Raw genomic sequence first — 18060 nt, 5'->3', positions numbered from 1 at the left:
CAGTTGGAAGTGTATGGCTTCCCTCGTGTGAAGAGAAACTCAGGTTATGTTGTCTTCGAGTGTTACCAAGATGGAGATGCCGACAAACTTGCGAGAGGTTTAGACTTTAAGTCTTTAATTTTTGCTCGACAAATGTTTGCGGTAGCAGCTGAGTTTCAATCGTTGCCAAGTGATGACCGCATTAGTCCAATTTTGAATGAACTAGCAGACATTGAAGCATTCCCTCGTTGTGGTGATTTGAGAATTGAAACGCCAGATACAAATGAAGCGAAAGAGCTACTGAAATTCTGCCGTAAGTTTACCGTCCCAATGCGTCAAGCGTTGCGCGGCAAAGGCTTAATGCTGAACAAAGATAACGCGAAAAAACCAGTACTGCACATTTGCTTTGTTGAGCCTGGCCACTGTTACGTTGGTTACTCTTACACTGACAACAACTCACAGTTCTTCATGGGTATCCCTCGCCTTAAATTCCCAGCAGACGCTCCAAGTCGTTCAACACTTAAACTGGAAGAAGCATTTCATGTCTTTATTCCACGTGAAGAGTGGGATGAGCGTTTGGCACCAGGTATGTGGGGTGTGGATTTAGGTGCATGTCCAGGCGGTTGGACGTACCAATTAGTGAAGCGCTCAATGTTCGTTCACTGCGTTGATAACGGCATGATGGCAGACAGTTTGATGGAAACTGGCCAGATCAAGCACCATATGGTGGATGGTTTTAAGTTCGAACCAGACCGCAAGAACGTAACATGGATTGTTTGTGACATGGTGGAAAAGCCAGCTCGTGTTGCTCACCTGATGGGACAGTGGCTGTTAAAAGGTTGGGCAAAAGAGGCCATCTTTAACCTTAAGCTGCCAATGAAAGGGCGTTATGACGAAGTGCTGCAAGACCTTGAAAATCTGAAGCAGTTCCTCATTGATAATAAGGTAAAGTTCAAGCTACAAGCTAAACATTTGTATCATGATCGTGAAGAAATCACGATTCATATCCAATGTCTGTCGAATATTTCACCTTACTAACTTTATTCCCCGAGTCTTTTGGGAATAGTGATTAGAATAGAAAAAGCGCCTTCAAATGGCGCTTTTTTAATATCTGAGGGTTTCATGGTGTGAAACTACCATCGGGCACTACTCCGCTTTGTTTGGCCCTAAAAAGCGAATATCTTGCAAGTTAAAGCCTAGTTCTATATCGCACTTTAAAGCGGCGACGCGTTTACATAAACGAGCAGACTCAATGTGCTCATCCAATTTTTTACGGTATTTCGGTACGAGATCTTCACTAGCGTAGGCAGCTTCAATACTCTCAAACTGAGTGAGAATCTCTTTCGCTGCTTTCGGGCCAATTCCAGGTACGCCCGGAACCTGGCTAGAGCTTATCCCTGTTAATCCCCAGTAATCCGCTAGTTGACTTGGTTTTACGCCGAACTCTTTTTCGATAAATGGTTCATCTAACCAACGATGTTGGAAATAATCACGGATTTGTAGGGTAGGGGAAAGTAGCTGGCAGTAACCTTTGTCAGTCGAAACGATGGTGACTTTTTCACCATGGCTGGCCACTTTCGTTGCGAGTGTAGCAACCAAATCATCTGCTTCATCGCCTTCAGACAGCAATGAATCAATACCTTGCTCCCACCACGCTTGTTGAATCGCATCTAACCCTTGCAGTAGTGGCAGAGGCATTGGTTTTCGGTTTTGCTTATAGTCAGGGAGAATTTCAGCGCGCCAACCTCTGTCTTGTTCGTGGTGATCAAAAACTGCGATGATGTGTGTCGGGTTGGCCTCTGACAGAATGCGAGTGAGGGTTCTTTGCGTTGTGGTTATGGTTCTTGCTATGTCGGTTGGATCTGGTTGTGCTGAGTGCACTCGGCGGATCAGGTTTAGGGCATCAATGATAACAAGATGAATAGACATAATGACTTAGCAATAAAAAAGGGGCGTAATGCCCCTAGTGTAACGAATGCTAGCCTGACTATCGACCACCAATTTCCGGGTGAGCGATTCGATAACACGGTTCGTAGTCTGAACCGCCAGGTAATTTCATTCGGTGCTGTTCGACAAAGTCTTTTAGCAACTTATCGAGTTTTTTCATGAGGACTGCGTCGCCATGAATGGTGAAAGGCCCTCTACGTTCTATTTCTCGAATGCCTTCAGCCTTTACGTTACCTGCCACTATGCCAGAGAAGGCTTGACGCAAGTTGGCCGCTAAAACTTGCGGTTCTTGATCTAGGCTTAAATCCAATTGTTCCATCGACTCATGAGTAGGCTCGAATGGCAGTTGGAAGTTTGGCTCAATTTTCAATGACCAGTTAAAGCTGTACGCATCGCCTTTCTCTTTTCGGTGAAGGCGTACCGAGTCCATGGAGCGTTTCATAATACGAGCGACTTCTGCCGGGTCGTCAATGATGATCTCGTAGTGCTTTTGCCCTTCCTCACCAAGTGTGTCGCGAATGAACTCATCAATAGAGCGGAAGTACTCTTCACTCTCTTTTGGTCCTGTTAATACGATAGGCATTGGCTGATCGGCGTTATCCGGGTGCATCATGATGCCAAGAATGTACAGTAGCTCTTCCGCTGTGCCCGGGCCACCTGGGAAAATAACGATACCATGAGCCATACGGACGAAGGCTTCCAAGCGCTTTTCGATGTCGGGCATGATGACCAGTTCATTTACTATTGGGTTTGGTGGCTCGGCCGCAATAATCGAGGGCTCGGTTAAACCAAGATAACGTTGCTGAGTATAACGTTGCTTTGCGTGCCCAATCGCTGCACCTTTCATCGGCCCTTCCATTGCGCCAGGGCCGCAACCTGTACAGATGTTAAGTTCACGCAGGCCCAGTTCGTTACCCACTTCACGTGTGTACTGATACTCCACTCCATTGATAGAGTGACCACCCCAACATACGACAAGATTCGGTGCGATACCTGGAGTTAATGCTCTGGCATTACGAAGAATGCCGAACACGAGGTTCGTAATGTGAATTGGGTTAGTAAGGTTGAGCCGCTGGGCGTCTGCCAAATGCATGTTTACGTAAACGATATCACGCAATACGGAGAACAGATGCTCTTGGATACCTTTAATTATTTCGCCGTCAACAAAAGCGTGCTCTGGCGGATTAGTCAGTTCAAGCTTAATACCACGCTCACGACGCACGACGTTGACATCAAACGATTGGTATTTATCGAGCAGTTCTTTCGAGTTATCGGTATGGCTACCGGAGTTCAACACCGCTAATGTGCAATTACGGTACAGCTGATAAAGTTCACTCGAGGCTGTGTTCTTTAAGCGCTCTACTTCTAGTTGAGATAGCAAGTCCATGCTACCAGCGGGGCTTATATGGGTAATCATAACGCCTCCTTGTGTTGCATTAATTTGAGGGAAAGTACCAACTTACCTTTTTGGTGTTATACGTATGGTTTGATGAAAGGTAGTTGGCCGATTTGGTTTTATGGTTATCAACTCCCAAGCAACCTCAAGATGATACATTTGCCTTTTATAAATACATCATCTTGAAGTGACTTGGGTTTTTACAGCTTAGCAGACTAAAAGGGAAGAAATGTGATAACTCGTTGAAAATGGGTGGTTATAAAGCGTAGATTGCACCAAATTTGGTTTGTTTGCTCGCTTTTTGTACGAATCTTAGCTCCAGTTAAGCTGGTTTGTTCCACGTTTTTTAGCGTCCGCAAGCATCTTGCCAAGACGATCGAGCACATACTCTGGCGTATCGGACTCTTTGAAAGACGTCGATACAGCAGCTAAGGTAATCATGATATTTTGCTCACGGAACTTAAAGGGTAATTGGCTAATATCACGCTGGATATGCTTAATCAGATCCAGTGTGTATTCTTCAGATTGTTCCGGGACGAGTAGAATAAACTCCTCGCCACCAAAGCGAGCTACTGTTTCCGTTTCTGATACGCGCTTGTTAATAGTACGAGCGATGATCTTCAGCGCTTTATCGCCAGCCGTATAACCATAGCTATCATTCACCGCTTTGAAGTTGTCTACATCAAATAGCACAACACGAAGGTTTTGCTGAGAGCGAATCCAACGGCGATACTCTAGCTCTAGTCGATCGTTAAATGCAGTGCGGTTATAAACTTTAGTCAGCGGGTCGAGCAACATACGCTGAGCTTGGTCATCTAAGCGTCGACGATAATCTTGCGTAGTTTCAAATACCGCTTCGAGTTGGTTCTTACTGTAACTCAACCGTTCTTGCAGCGCTTGCTCTCGCTCTTCCGTCATTTTCAGTCGCTCTGTCAGCGACGCCATTTTTTCGAGAAGAGGCGTGATTTCTTTTTTCACAACCGCGATATCTTGAGCTTGATTAAGTGACTTTTGGCTTAATTCAACCAAGCTGTTCATTTCTGTGTTGAGCTCTTGGCGGTGTTCAAAGTAGGTATGATGCTGGTCGACGTTCTGATGAACGGTTTTTAGGTTACTTGCGAGAGAAGTGTTCAGCTGATCAAGGAATTGGCTAGACGCCTCGCGCTCGAACTTTGTTGCTTCGACAACCAATTTCAGCGTTGAGAGCGTAAGCTCAATGAGAGACTCGGCACTCACGCCAAGGAGCAACTTAGCGCGAATATCCAGCAATCTATCGCCTGATTCTCCTTCGAAATCCAGCTCTGTAATAGTATGTTGGAGGTCGCTGGCTAAGCACTCAAGCTGAGATCTGTCGGGATTGTTTTCAAATTCACTAAGATGTAGACGTGAATTAGACGTGATGATTTTCAGAGCGCGTTCGTAAATACTCAGTAGCTTAGTGGCTTGATCAGCTTTATTGCTGGCGTGAACTTCAGAGAAACTCATCAGGTTCCGTAGTTCACGTTTTAACTGCGCAGGTAAGCCAGTGACACGTTGCAGTGTTTCACCACTGTGCTTGATTTGTTCGTCAAGGTAACCGTTCTGTTTATCCATCGTCTTCGACTGCTGTTTGAGCATCCTCTCTAATACCGCTAAACGCGGGATAAGAGTGCTGATATCTTTTTGATGTTGCAGCTCTTGTTGGATTTCAAATAGGTAGTTGGATACCTGAGTATTCGAACCCTGGCAAGCTGAAGACAATGATGCCACAACGCGTTTAAGAACTTGTTGTTCACGTTTGAATTTGAGTGAAGTATCACGATGAGTCAGTCTGAGTTGGTCAAGTTGACAACTCAGCTGATGCAGCTGCGACTGAATATCGGATTCCAAGATTCCCATGAAGTGACTACGGTTAAGTCCATGTACTACTGACAATTATCTGATAATAACAAAAAACTTTATAGCGTCATTAGTTATTACGTTCAACAGGCGTTTAATTATCCATTTTTTAATATTTTCTTGATGTCGTCCTCATTCTTGTAGGACGAATGGATCTTGATCAGGCCTTGGCTAATGGCATGTTGACAGGCAGTTCTTATGTTACCTGTTGCAAAGCTAGCAGCAGGCGCATTATCGATGGCTTTTAAGAACACCCAGTGGCTTTGCTTATCCTTCAAGCTGACTTCTCGTGCGATGTGAGTAGCAAGCAATAACAGATCGAGTAATTCCTCATCGTTAATTGCAGTGTAGGCTCGGGGTAAGAACGGATAATCGCTGATGCCCATACGAATAATACGATTGACGTTGTGCTGCTGTGCGAACTCATCCACCCAAGTCTGGAATTTTTCGAACATGACTTCGGCAGAAGCATCACGGTCAGCGTTCGGTTCTATGTAGAGTAAGTTCGCATCTGAGAAATGGTAAAGACGCGACGGTTTTTCTATTTTTTCCGCAAGGAAGTCGCCAAATGCCCGTTCTAGTTCTAGACCTGCCTTATAGCCGTTATGGACGTACATGCTTCGTAAGAATGGCAAATCGATCATAACAAAGCGTAGGCGATCATTAAGTGGTTCGTGGATCAATTCACCCATTTGCCATTGCTCGAAAGTTTCGCTCGACTTTTTCAATGAGCGAGAAAGCTTAACATTCAGCATACGCAAGTTACGTAAACGAGAGCGAGAGTGGGTGAAGAGGTCGTTACGCAGTTTTTCGATTTCACTTGCTTGGCGCTGCATAATGACACCGCGGCGCATAATGAACAAAAACATGACCAATACAGTAATAAACAATGCAAATGAGATTTTCTGGAATTTACGATGCTCTCTTTCCACTTGCTCTAAGCGTTCTGATTGACCGATGTAATGGATGGTTTGTTCGGCAAATTCTTTTTGCTGACGGAACGCATCTTCACTGATTTGGTTAAGCTGCTTTTGTTCTAGACGAACGAGGTTGGTGTATTTTTTATAAGCTTGCAGAGAAAGTTTGTATTCGCCTGCCTGCTCGTAACCCAACCCAAGTAAACGGTATGACTGCTGCTTAATGAAGTTGTTATTTTTAGGTGACTTTTCAGCAAGCGCTAACGCCAGCTTTGCATTAGTAATGACGTCTTTACTGTCATTTTGATGATAAGCCAGACCTGACTGAAGCAGGGCAGCCTTTGCTTCAAGCTTAGGAATATTGGTGTATTCTAAAAGCTCTTTAGAGCGGTCTAAGTACTGCTCTGCTAGCGCGTAGTTATAGAGTTGTAGGTAGGTAGCCGCCAAGCTTAAGCGAATTTTAATGATTCTATTGATGTTCTTACTGGTACTTTCATGGTCAAGCACGTTGAAGTAATGCACTAATGCAAGGTTAAACTTACCCTGATAAAAGTAGATGTCGCCCATTTGCTCTAGGACGTCCGCTAGGATCGGAGAGCTAGGGTAAGAGTCATAAAAATCTGCGGCTTGAGATAAGTATTCGATCGCTTTGTCGTACACTCGTCGCTCCTGGAAGAGCCTAGCCAAAAGGCGATTCACTTTTGCTAATCTTGCACCACTGTTACTTTCAATAGATTGCCAATAACCGTATAGCAGTTCTGACAAAGCCAAATTGTACTTCTTGCTATTGAGGTAAAACTCGCCGACGGCAGTGTAGTAGTCGATCAAGGCTAACTCAGAGCGGCTATCGTCAAGCATGGTCTTTGCTTCAGAGTACAAGTTTTCCGCTTTAATGATATCGCCACTATGTGAAGCGAGGAGTGCTCTTTGCATCACTAGTCGGTAGCGAACGCTGTCGGTGCGTTGTAATACGGCATCGGCTTCATCGAGCTGTTGTTCAATTTGGTTAAGCGTGTCTTCCGCTTTTGAGTAGTTTTCGTCGTACATCCAAATCATTTGGTTGCGCATCAGCTGGAGATCTAAGTCCATGTACGGCAATTGATATTCTTGCGCTAAGCGTTCCGCTTTATTTAGGTGCTCGATAGCCGAACGAACATTACCCATGGCGTAATCTGCCTGAGCGATAATCTTGTGCGCTTCGATGGTGCTGCTTGGTGTGCGAACGCTACGATCTGTTTCGTCGCGAGACATGGCTGAAGGGCTGTCACTTTCTTTGCGTTCTGTTAGTTCACGCTGTGACAAATAGTTGGTTGCCGCTTGTTTTGCTTGTGATGGCTCTATTTCCGCCAATTGTTGTGCTTCGTTGAGTAACGCGGACGATAAAATGGTAGCATGAAGTGGCTGTACAAACAGCAAGCAAAGAAAGCCAATCAACTTGAATAGACGCGAACTGTCCCAAAACATCCTTTCGTTCCCTCGAACTGTTTTTAGATATGGCGATAACGGCGAAAAGCCTCAATTAGCCGTTTAAATGCGGGTTGAAGCCATTTGATATAGTAACATGCCTGGACAATAAAAACGTCCGGCAACCCTTTAGATTGCCGAACTTATTTCTGTTGCCTATGCGCTTACTGACGAGCCATACGGTGATTGTGAGCTGGCTTATCTTGTTCCGTTGAGCGGTAAGGGTTGATATCCAAGCCTCCACGGCGCGTATAGCGGGCAAATACGGTCAGTTTGCTAGGTTGGCAGTATTTCATTAGATCCGTAAAAATACGCTCTACACACTGCTCGTGGAACTCATTGTGCTCGCGGAAAGACACTAAGTAACGTAACAGCTTCTCACGATCTATTTTTGCGCCTTGGTAGCGAATTTCTACACTGCCCCAGTCAGGTTGGTTAGTGATCAAACAGTTTGATTTCAATAGGTGGCTATGTAGCACCTCTTCTACTTGTACTTCACCTGCTGCACCTTCAAGCAAATCGGCATCAAAATCGTAACTGGTGATGTGAATGTCTTGGTCATCAATACATTCACCGTCCATTGTCACGATAGGTTGATTGGTATAGTGGGTCACTGGATTCACCTCAACCAGCACCTTTTCACCTGAGCATTCAGACAGGTCTTGTGTTAAACGCTCAGTCACTTCTTCCCAGCTTGCAAAGCGGGTTTGGTTATAGCTGTTTAAGTACAGTTTGAAAGACTTCGATTCAATCAAGTTTGCGCTGGTGGCTGGAATGTATACTTCGCCAACGGCCACTTGTGGTAAACCTTTACTATTTAACCAAGACAGTTCATACAGCGTCCAAATGTCGTGCCCCATGAAAGGCAGAGTATCGCCTAACTGAAGGTCATCTCGGTTCAGGCTGCGAGGGACTGGTTGCAGCAAGCTTGGGTCATACTGGTTCGCATACTCGGTCGTTTTACCTAGTGTTAGGCCAGCAAGCTCTTTAGCGTCAGAATATTTGCTCATACTTTGTGGTCGTTTTCGATTAGAATGGCGAGAATTTTACTGAATCCGCTGGTCAATTGCCATCCGGCAAGTACGGCTATCTGATAAATAAGGAATGAGGAGACCTTCATGACCCAAAACGTTACTCAGGCGCTACAAGAGTTCAGCCTGCGCTACCAACAAGCTTGGCAAGCTAAGCACAATGAGTTGCCAAGCAGTGAAGAGCTTGCAGAGCTTGTTTCTCCTTGTGTCGAAGAGAAGCGTGATGGAAAGGTGCTTTGGAAAGCGGTCGCACGTGATGAAATGGCCGATTTCACCAATGTGGAAAATGCGATTGAGTTGTCACTGCAAGATGATGTTAAAGCCTTTTATGGTTCTCAATACTGCTCTGATATGGAGGCAACTTGGCAAGGTAATTCGTTGACGCTGCTGCAAGTGTGGAGCGATGACGATTTCGTGCGCCTACAAGAAAATATTCTTGGTCATTTGGTGACGCAGCGCCGCTTGAAACTTAAACCAACAGTATTTATCGCAGCGACAGATGAGGAAATGGATGTGATTTCTATTTGTAACCTCACTGGCAATGTGATTCTAGAGCGTTTGGGCACCTCTAAACGTGATGTATTGGCAGATTCATTGGTTGAGTTCTTGAATAAGTTAGAGGCTGCCGTCTAAGTATGTATGTTGTTGAGTTGCAGTTTGAGTGTTTTGATAACACCACCGTCAGCGCGGTAGACAAAGCCATTAATGGCTTGATGGATGCTCTGCGTTACAACGGCCAAGTATTGGGTCGTGAATTTCCGATAGTGATGGGAGAAGGTGAATTTTTCGTTCGTGTTGTTTGCCCAGAACAAGACAGCTTGCATCCACGTTATCACTCAGATTTCGTCAAAGTGTGCATGAACCGTTTGTCGGATGCGTCTTTGCTTGCTCCGAAAATGCGTATGCTGGGGCGTGATTTGAATTCAGAACAAGCAGCCGAAGAAGAGACACCTAGCTGGCAAGTGTTGTACACGACTTATGTTCATACGTGTTCGCCTTTGCGAAGTGGTGAAACCCTGTTGCCAATTCCTTTGTATCGTAATGAGCCAACACTTAATGGAGACCATAAAGCCGTCATTAAGTGGCAGACTGAGTGGCAAGCGTGTGATGAAATCCAAATGGCAGGGGGCTGCCGAGCGGAACATGCGGCGCTCCACGAAATTTGCGATGTGGATAGTGTGCTGTTTCGCCGAGGTTGGGACTTACGTGGCCGTATCGAATACATCACGAAGATCCCTACGTACTATTACCAGTATCGTGTCGGTGGTCAGTCGCTGGAGAGCGAGAAAGCGCGCAAGTGTCCAAAATGCGATGGCGAGTGGCTACTCGATGAGCCACTACATGACATATTTCATTTTAAGTGTGATGACTGCCGAATCGTGTCGAATATCTCTTGGGACCATCTTAAGTAGCGAATTGAAGCTACTTAAATGGGTAGATAGACAAATAGAAAGGGCTGATGTTTTCACATCAGCCCTTTTGTGTTTAGAACGTTTATGTTTAGAACGTTGTTTTCAGTCATGTTTTGAAAAGTGGGATTACCAACCTTTCACAACACCGCCTTTGAACAGTTCTTTTGCCGCTTCGTAAACTTCTTCCGTTTGGTAAGCTTTTACGAAGTTTTGTACGTTTTGCGCATTAACATTTTCTTCGCGAGCGACAATTAGGTTTACGTATGGTGAGTCTTTATCTTCAACGAACACGCCGTCACGCTCTGGCGATAGGTCGATAGAGCTTGCGTAAGTGGTGTTGATGATAGATAGCGTTACGTCATCCAATGAACGCGGAAGCTGTGGAGCTTCTAGTTCAATGATTTCGATATTTTTAGGGTTGCCTACGATGTCACGTACTGTAGCGAGTAGACCAACGCCATCACGTAGCGTAATCAAACCTTGTTGCTCAAGAAGCAGTAGTGAGCGACCTAGGTTAGTTGGGTCGTTTGGTACTGCGATGCGTGCGCCATCTTGAATTTCATCAATTGATTTTACTTGCTTTGAGTAACCAGCAATAGGGTAAACGAATGAGTTACCCGCGATAGCCAGTTTGTAGCCGCGGTCTTTCACTTGTTGGTCTAGGTATGGTTTGTGCTGGAACGCATTCGCGTCTACTGAACCATCATCCAGAGCGGCGTTTGGTGTTACGTAATCGGTAAATGTTACTAGCTCAACGTCTAGGTTGTATTTCTCTTTTGCTACTTTAGCGGCAACTTCGGCTACTTGTGCTTCAGCACCAGCAATAACGCCAACTTTTACTTTGTTTACGTCTACTTCTTTGTCGCCGCAACCCGCTAGAGCAAGAGCAGAGGCGGCCGTTGCTACAGTCAAAAGACCTTTAAGGCTAAATTTCATCTTTATCTCCTTATAATTTGTATTTTTGATACTTATCTGTGGTCTACACGGCGCACCACTGCGTCACCGATAGACTGAATAATCTGTACTAGAACAATCAACATCACGACAGTCACGGCCATGATAGTTACATCGTAGCGGTGGAAACCGTAACGAATGGCTACGTCACCTAGGCCGCCGCCGCCTACCGTACCCGCCATAGCTGAGTAGCTAACGAGAGTGACCAAGGTAATCGTTACTGAGTTAACAATAGTCGGCATTGCTTCAGGTAGTAGAACTTTTGTGATGATCTGTGTTGGAGTCGCCCCCATTGACTGCGCTGCTTCCACCAAGCCTGTCGGTACTTCTAATAAAGCACCTTCAATAAGACGAGCGACAAAAGGAATGGCGCCAATAGTCAGTGGGACGATTGCTGCGGTTGTGCCGATAAAGGTTCCAACTAGCATTTTTGTCACTGGAATAATCGCAACCATCAGTACGAGGAATGGCACTGAGCGACCAATGTTAACGATAGCGCCTAAGCCGCTATTTAGTTTGGTGTTTTCAAGTAGGCCGCCTTTTTTAGTAATATGGAGGATTACGCCTAATGGAATACCCACAGCAAAGCCGACTAATCCGGCAACCGCAACCATGTAAAGCGTTTCCCACGTTGCACCTAAAAGTAGTTTGCTGTTTAAACTCAGCCATTCAGAAATCGTATTAAAGGACATAACCAAGTACCTCTACTTTTACGTTGTGCTTACGCAGGTATTCAAGAGCTGCGTTGTCATCTTCTTCGTTACCAAATAGCTCTGCGACCATCATGCCGAATTTCACGCCACCAGCGTAATCAAGGTCGGAACTCAAAATACTCACATCAATATTGTATTTACGAGAAATTTGCGACATTAACGGTGCATCGACGGTTGCGCCAGTAAACTCTAAGCGAACCAACGGGTAGCTGCCATCAACACGCTCTGCTTGCAGACGTGCTTGGTAATCTTCAGGAATGGAAAGATCCAGCGTTGAGCGAATGAATTGGTGCGCCAGCTCTGTCTTAGGGTGCGCAAAAATATCGCCAACGGTGCCTTTTTCCACCAGCTCACCACCACCGATGATTGCTACTTCGTGACAGATGCTTTTTACGACTTCCATTTCGTGAGTGATAAGTAAAATCGTGATGTTGAGTTTGCGGTTGATCTCTTTCAATAACTCAAGGATAGATTGAGTTGTTGCCGGATCTAGTGCGCTAGTGGCCTCATCACAAAGCAGCACGCTAGGATCGGATGCCAATGCACGAGCAATTGCCACACGCTGTTTTTGGCCGCCACTTAAGTTAGATGGGTAGCTCTCGTGTTTGTCGGCTAAGCCTACAAGCTTTAGCAACTCAGTTACTTTTGTTGTGATTTGCGATTTGTCTTTACCTGCCAGTTCTAGTGGCAGTGCTACATTATCAAACACAGTACGAGACGAAAGCAGGTTAAAGTGCTGGAAGATCATGCCAATGTTACGGCGTGTTTCGACTAGTTGTTTTTTATTGAGTTTGGTTAGATCTACACCATCAACGATGATGGAACCAGAAGTCGGTGCTTCTAGCATGTTGACACAGCGGATCAGCGTACTTTTACCAGCACCTGATGAACCGATAACACCAAAGATGGTGCCTTTGTCGATGTGTAGGTTAATGTCTTTCAGGGCAAGGATCTCCTTACTGCCTTGGTAGAACACTTTATTGACGTTTTTTATTTCTATCATGTTTCAACCTGCCCAAAGATACGGGGAACTTCGCTGTCAAAAACGGCCTTTGACAGAACTTAATGTTGAGCTTTATCTCAATTTTCAGTTGATGCTATGGGTTAAGCAGAATGAAGTCAATAGATATTTTTACGTCTAGACGTCTAAATGTATGGATGTTCTGTTTTGAAGCGAAGATGTATAGATAACAAGCAGGAGGTAGACGGCGGGGCACCCTCAGATTTACCGATTCTTGCCCAACAAATCAACTGTTTTGTCGAGGCCTAGAATGAATTAGATAGTGTTGAAGTTTATAAGGTATGTAATAATCTGATTAAACCGAGTTAATAGAGAAATACGTTTTGGCAAAACCTGCTGTTTTTATCGATCGTGATGGCGTGATAAACGTTGACCACGGCTACGTTCATGACGAACATGATTTTGAGTACATTGATGGTGTATTTGAAGCGACGAAAGCGCTAAAAGATAAAGGCTACCTTCTAGTGTTAGTGACGAATCAATCGGGCATCGCACGCGGTAAATTCAGTGAAGACCGTTTCTTGTCTCTGACTCAATGGATGGATTGGAACTTTGCTGATAATGGTGTTGAGTTCGATGGTATCTATTACTGTCCACATCATCCAGAACATGGCATTGGCGAGTACAAGCAAGATTGTGAGTGCCGTAAGCCAAAACCAGGCATGTTCATTTCTGCGCGTGACTTCTTGAAGATCGACATGGAGAAATCTGTGATGATCGGCGATAAAGCTGAAGACATGATGGCAGCAGAAGCGGCAGGCGTTGGCACTAAGATTTTGGTTCGCACTGGTAAGCCAGTAACGGAACAGGGCGAAGCCATTGCAACGGTAGTATTAGATAGCATTGCAGATGTGCCTGCGTACTTAAACAAGTAATCTTCATTACTGACTGAGATAAGGGAAGCCACTGCTTCCCTTTTGTTTGATTCCTTCTTTTAGTCTGAACACTTATGAGCAAAAAACTCACCATTCTTGATATCGCAAAATTGGCAGGCGTGGGCAAATCGACAGTAAGCCGTGTGCTTACTAACGATCCAAAAGTGAAACCCCAAACGCGAGAGAAGGTTGAGCAAATCATTCGTGAATCTGGTTATGTGCCGTCCAAATCTGCGCAATCAATGCGTGGCGGCCGCCAAAAAGTTATTGGGGTTATCATCTCCCGTTTAGATTCACCATCAGAAAATCGCGCCGTTGGTACAATGCTCAATGCTTTGTATTCCGCTGGTTATGATGCGGTGATCATGGAGAGCCAATTCGATCGCGATAAAACCAATGAACATTTGGATGTGCTTAAACGTCGCAACGTCGATGGGGTGATCGTGTTTGGCTTTACTGGATGTGATGAGCGAGCATTGGCGGAGTGGGGGAATCGTATCGTCGTGATCGCGATGGACACGCAAATGGTTTCTTCGATCAACTACGACAACCAAGGTGTGATAGACATGGCTTTGTCTCATCTTGAGCAGCAATCTTTATCTCGCATTGCTTATATTGGTGTTGACCCTGAAGACAAAACCACTGGCTTAGCTCGTCTAAATGCTTATAAAGCTTGGTGTCAACGCAAACAAATTACACCTTGTTTCCAGACGGGTAAGTTGAGCCATGAAAGTGCTTATCAGTTGGTAGACAAAGTCCTTCAATCTGACACTCAGGCCATCGTGTGCGCCAGTGACACCATCGCGTTGGGCGTGATTAAGCGTCTTCAAGAGTTAGGACGTGAAGACGTGGTTGTGACAGGTGTTGGAGGTAATGAATTGCTCTCTTTCCTTTTCCCTAAAGTATTTAGTGTCGACCCAGGTTATACCCTTGCAGGTGAGAAGTCCGCTAACATGCTGATCAATCAATTAAATGGCGATGAGGAAGTGGTTCACTTTACTCAACAGCCTATCGTTTATTGACCCACACTAAAACGATCTGCTCTAAAATTATACTGTGATCACTCTCAATTAATGGGACTGTTCCCATTTTGTTTTTTGCCTTCGGATGGCAATATTAAAATCAAGAAATGGGAATGTTCCCATTTATAAAAACAAAATGATGAATCGAATGTATCCAATACAGGGTGGACAAAGTTATGAGTAAGATTGCGCGTAAAGACGTGGAGCGTCTTATTGAGCTGGTCGGGGGGCCGGACAATATTGCCAGTGTAAGTCACTGTTTAACTCGCTTGCGTTTTGTTCTAAATGATACGGACAAAGCAGATACGAAACAGTTAGAAGCATTACCGATGGTGAAGGGCTGTTTTACCAACGCAGGCCAGTTCCAAGTGGTTATCGGTACTGAAGTGGATGAAGTTTACAAGGTACTGATCGGACTGACGGGTAAAAGTGAAGCCAGCAAAGACGAAGCGAAGAACGCTGCTCGTCAAAACATGAATATCGTTGAGCGTGGTATTTCCCACCTTGCAGAAATCTTTGTACCACTGCTACCAGCGATCATCACCGGTGGTCTGATCCTTGGTTTCCGTAACGTGATTGGCGACATCAAGATGTTTGATGGTCAAACGCTAACGGAAATCAGCCAGTTTTGGGCAACGGTACACTCTTTCTTATGGCTGATTGGTGAGGCGATCTTCTTCTTCCTACCGGTTGGCGTGTGTTGGTCGACAGTGAAAAAGCTCGGCGGTACTCCGATTCTGGGTATCACGCTTGGTGTGACATTGGTTTCTCCGCAGTTGATGAACGCCTACCTGATTGGTAAGCAAGTACCCGAAGTGTGGGACTTTGGCTTATTCGCCATCGAGAAAGTGGGCTACCAAGCGCAAGTGATTCCGGCAATGCTCGCTGGTATGGCACTGGCGTTTATTGAAACCAACTTAAAACGCATCATTCCGTCTTACCTTTACCTAGTGGTTGTGCCGTTTGTCTCTATCATCGTGTCTGTGATTCTTGCGCACTCTATTATTGGTCCATTCGGCCGTATGTTGGGTGACGGCGTTGCTTTCGCAGCAAAAGCAGCCATGACGGGTGACTTCGCAATGATTGGCTCAACCATCTTCGGCTTCCTATACGCGCCATTGGTCATTACTGGTATTCACCACACTACCAACGCGGTAGACCTTCAACTGATGCAAGAGCTAGGCGGTACGCCAATTTGGCCTCTGATTGCACTTTCAAACATTGCTCAAGCGTCTGCGGTCGTCGGCATCATTATCATCAGTAAAAAACACGGCGAGCGTGATATCTCAGTGCCTGCGGCTATCTCTGCTTACCTTGGCGTGACTGAACCGGCGATGTACGGCATCAACTTGAAATACAAGTTCCCAATGCTGAGCGCGATGATCGGTAGTGCGTGTGCTGCTGCTATTTGTGGTAGTGCGGGCGTAATGGCGAACGGTATCGGTGTGGGCGGTTTGCCGGGCATCTTGTCTATCCAACCGCAGTTCTGGGGCATTTTTGCTTTGGCTATGTTAGTCGCAATGCTGGTACCTGCTGCATTAACGTTAATTCTTTATAAGCGTGCACAAGCCAAAGGTGAGCTTGAGCCTGCAAACGCGTAATTCTATTTGAGGCAGTGACTTGGCTGCCTCCTCCTATTTTTCTTTTCAAATTTTAAGTTTCCGATTACTGGTAAGTGAGTGTTAGAAATGGCTATGACCAAGCATGATGAGAGCTGGTGGAAAACCGCAACCATCTATCAAATTTACCCAAAAAGTTTTTGTGACAGTGGCAGTAAAGGCACGGGCGACATCAAAGGGATCATTTCTAAGCTGGATTATCTTAAGCATCTTGGTGTGGATGCGATTTGGCTGACGCCGGTTTACCAATCGCCAATGATCGACAACGGTTATGACATCTCCGATTACTACTCGATCAATCCACAGTTCGGCACTATGGAAGATTTCGATACTTTGCTAGCAGAAGCGCATCAGTTGGGCATTCGTATCATCATGGACATTGTAGTGAACCACACGTCGACAGAACACAAGTGGTTCCAATCCGCACTGGGTGATAAAAACAGCCCATACCGTGATTACTACATCTGGAAAGATCCGGTAGATGGTGCTGAACCAAACAACTGGCAATCAAAGTTTGGTGGCAACGCTTGGGCGCTGGATGAAAAAACAGGCCAGTACTATTTGCACCTTTTTGCTAAAGAGCAAGCGGACTTAAACTGGGAAAACCCAGTAGTGCGTGAAGAAGTGAAAGAAGTCATCAGCTTCTGGGCAGAAAAAGGAGTGGATGGTTTCCGTCTCGACGTTATCAACCTGATTTCCAAGCAGCAAGATTTTCCAAGTGATGATATTGGTGATGGTCGCCGCTTCTACACCGACGGCCCACGCGTGCACGAATACCTTCAAGAGATTAGCGAATCTGTGTTTCAAAAATACGGCAGCGTGACGGTGGGTGAAATGTCTTCCACCACACTAGAGCACTGCCAGCAATATTCTTCGCTAGACGGCAAAGAGCTATCCATGGTGTTCAACTTCCATCATCTGAAAGTCGATTATCCAAATGGTGAAAAATGGACCAAAGCGCCGTTTGATTTCATTCAGTTAAAACAGATCTTCAATCATTGGCAAACGGGCTTAAATGGCAAAGGGTGGGGGGCGCTGTTCTGGTGTAACCACGACCAGCCACGCGTTGTGAGCCGATTAGGTAACGACGAGCAATACCGTGTTGAATCTGCCAAGATGCTTGCTGCATCAGTGCACATGATGCAAGGCACACCTTATGTTTACCAGGGGGAAGAGATCGGCATGACCAACCCGGGTTATACCGAAATCAGCCAATATCGTGATGTTGAAAGTACTAACATGTACGACATCATGGTCAACCGTGATGGTGTATCTCATGACTATATGATGGCGATCTTGGCACAGAAGTCGCGTGATAACTCACGTACACCAATGCAATGGAACAGTGCAAAACACGCGGGCTTTACTGAGGGCACGCCGTGGCTTGAAGTGGCGCAGAATTACTCTGAAATCAATGCTGAAGCTGCGGTTGCCGATTTGAACTCGGTGTTCTACTTTTACAAGCGTCTGATTGAACTGCGTAAACAGGTTCCAGTCATCACCGATGGCCGTTACGAGGACCTGCTGCCAGAGCACAAACGTATTTTCGCTTACGCTCGTCAGAACGATAAGCAAACGCTTCTGTGTATCAATAACTACTACGCTGAAGAGGTGGAATGCGTTCTGCCAGAACGTTTTGATATGAGTAAGGCGAAAAACTTGCTATCTAACTATCAAAACTCAGCGAGCGCAGTCGCGTCAAACCATCAAGTGTTACGACCTTACGAAACTCGTATTTTATTGATAGAAGAATAAACTCGGGTGTCATCACCCCTAAGATTGATGTTCGAGATGAAGGCTTTGGTGTGCTCCCCAAAGCCTTCTTTTATTGA

The 18060-nt window shown here is 45.4% G+C and carries 15 protein-coding genes; 7 read left to right on the top strand and 8 right to left on the bottom strand.

The genetic code is table 11. The features are described 5' to 3' along the window. Positions 1-1017 (top strand): 23S rRNA (cytidine(2498)-2'-O)-methyltransferase RlmM (gene rlmM, locus R7E42_RS22600; protein ID WP_318073011.1); only part of this gene is annotated, 1017 nt, incomplete at its 5' end. 108 nt (positions 1018-1125) lie between these two features. Here rlmM and xni read toward each other — a convergent pair. From xni to queF, 5 genes are all read right to left on the bottom strand, one after another. Further along, entirely contained in the window at positions 1126-1908 is a 783-nt protein-coding gene (gene xni, locus R7E42_RS22595; protein WP_005381982.1) for a flap endonuclease Xni, read from the bottom strand. 58 nt (positions 1909-1966) lie between these two features. After that, positions 1967-3343, bottom strand: coding sequence for a nucleotide 5'-monophosphate nucleosidase PpnN (gene ppnN / locus R7E42_RS22590; protein WP_005383611.1), 1377 nt, complete (start codon positions 3341-3343; stop codon positions 1967-1969). 291 nt (positions 3344-3634) lie between these two features. Then, on the bottom strand, positions 3635-5200 hold the full coding sequence (locus R7E42_RS22585; RefSeq protein WP_005381978.1) for a sensor domain-containing diguanylate cyclase: 1566 nt from the start codon (positions 5198-5200) through the stop codon (positions 3635-3637). Positions 5201-5298: 98 nt separating this feature from the next. After that, a complete protein-coding gene (locus R7E42_RS22580) occupies positions 5299-7581 on the bottom strand; it encodes a tetratricopeptide repeat protein (protein WP_318073010.1) in 2283 nt (760 codons plus the stop codon). 164 nt (positions 7582-7745) lie between these two features. Then, entirely contained in the window at positions 7746-8591 is an 846-nt protein-coding gene (gene queF / locus R7E42_RS22575; RefSeq protein WP_213970754.1) for an NADPH-dependent 7-cyano-7-deazaguanine reductase QueF, read from the bottom strand. Between the two features lie 108 nt (positions 8592-8699). On the opposite strand from queF, the gene syd reads away from it, so the two are divergent. Next, positions 8700-9245, top strand: coding sequence for a SecY-interacting protein (gene syd / locus R7E42_RS22570; protein ID WP_239932062.1), 546 nt, complete (start codon positions 8700-8702; stop codon positions 9243-9245). 2 nt (positions 9246-9247) lie between these two features. Then, positions 9248-10024 (top strand): Zn-ribbon-containing protein, encoded by a 777-nt coding sequence (locus R7E42_RS22565; RefSeq protein WP_005383605.1) that lies wholly within the window; start codon positions 9248-9250, stop codon positions 10022-10024. 126 nt (positions 10025-10150) lie between these two features. On the opposite strand, the gene R7E42_RS22560 is transcribed toward R7E42_RS22565, so the two are convergent. Genes R7E42_RS22560 through metN form a run of 3 tightly spaced genes read right to left on the bottom strand, consistent with a single transcriptional unit; the run spans position 10151 to position 12694 of the window. Then, positions 10151-10960, bottom strand: a complete 810-nt coding sequence (locus R7E42_RS22560) for a MetQ/NlpA family lipoprotein (protein WP_005381966.1) — start codon at positions 10958-10960, stop codon at positions 10151-10153. A gap of 32 nt (positions 10961-10992) precedes the next feature. Next, complete coding sequence (locus R7E42_RS22555) at positions 10993-11670, bottom strand: methionine ABC transporter permease (protein ID WP_005383604.1); 678 nt, start codon at positions 11668-11670, stop codon at positions 10993-10995. Beyond that, positions 11660-12694: a methionine ABC transporter ATP-binding protein MetN gene (metN, locus tag R7E42_RS22550; protein WP_318073009.1), complete on the bottom strand. Its 1035-nt coding sequence runs from the start codon at positions 12692-12694 to the stop codon at positions 11660-11662. The genes R7E42_RS22555 and metN overlap by 11 nt, the downstream gene beginning before the upstream one ends. Before the next feature lie 341 nt (positions 12695-13035). On the opposite strand from metN, the gene gmhB reads away from it, so the two are divergent. The 4 genes from gmhB (at position 13036) to treC (ending at position 17983) form a co-directional block, all read left to right on the top strand. Next, positions 13036-13587, top strand: coding sequence for a D-glycero-beta-D-manno-heptose 1,7-bisphosphate 7-phosphatase (gene gmhB / locus R7E42_RS22545; RefSeq protein ID WP_005381961.1), 552 nt, complete (start codon positions 13036-13038; stop codon positions 13585-13587). A gap of 74 nt (positions 13588-13661) precedes the next feature. Further along, on the top strand, positions 13662-14609 hold the full coding sequence (treR, locus tag R7E42_RS22540; protein ID WP_213987433.1) for a trehalose operon repressor TreR: 948 nt from the start codon (positions 13662-13664) through the stop codon (positions 14607-14609). Positions 14610-14785: 176 nt separating this feature from the next. Continuing rightward, positions 14786-16210 (top strand): PTS trehalose transporter subunit IIBC, encoded by a 1425-nt coding sequence (treB, locus tag R7E42_RS22535; RefSeq protein WP_005381959.1) that lies wholly within the window; start codon positions 14786-14788, stop codon positions 16208-16210. An 87-nt stretch (positions 16211-16297) separates the two neighbouring features. Next, positions 16298-17983, top strand: coding sequence for an alpha,alpha-phosphotrehalase (treC, locus tag R7E42_RS22530; protein ID WP_262638939.1), 1686 nt, complete (start codon positions 16298-16300; stop codon positions 17981-17983). Positions 17984-18060 lie beyond the last annotated feature (77 nt).

Origin of the sequence: Vibrio sp. Vb1337 (assembly GCF_033338715.1) — a bacterium.
GTDB lineage: Bacteria > Pseudomonadota > Gammaproteobacteria > Enterobacterales > Vibrionaceae > Vibrio > Vibrio alginolyticus.
The sequence above is the reverse complement of the archived record's forward strand: the minus strand, read 5'-3'. Positions and strand labels throughout refer to the sequence as shown.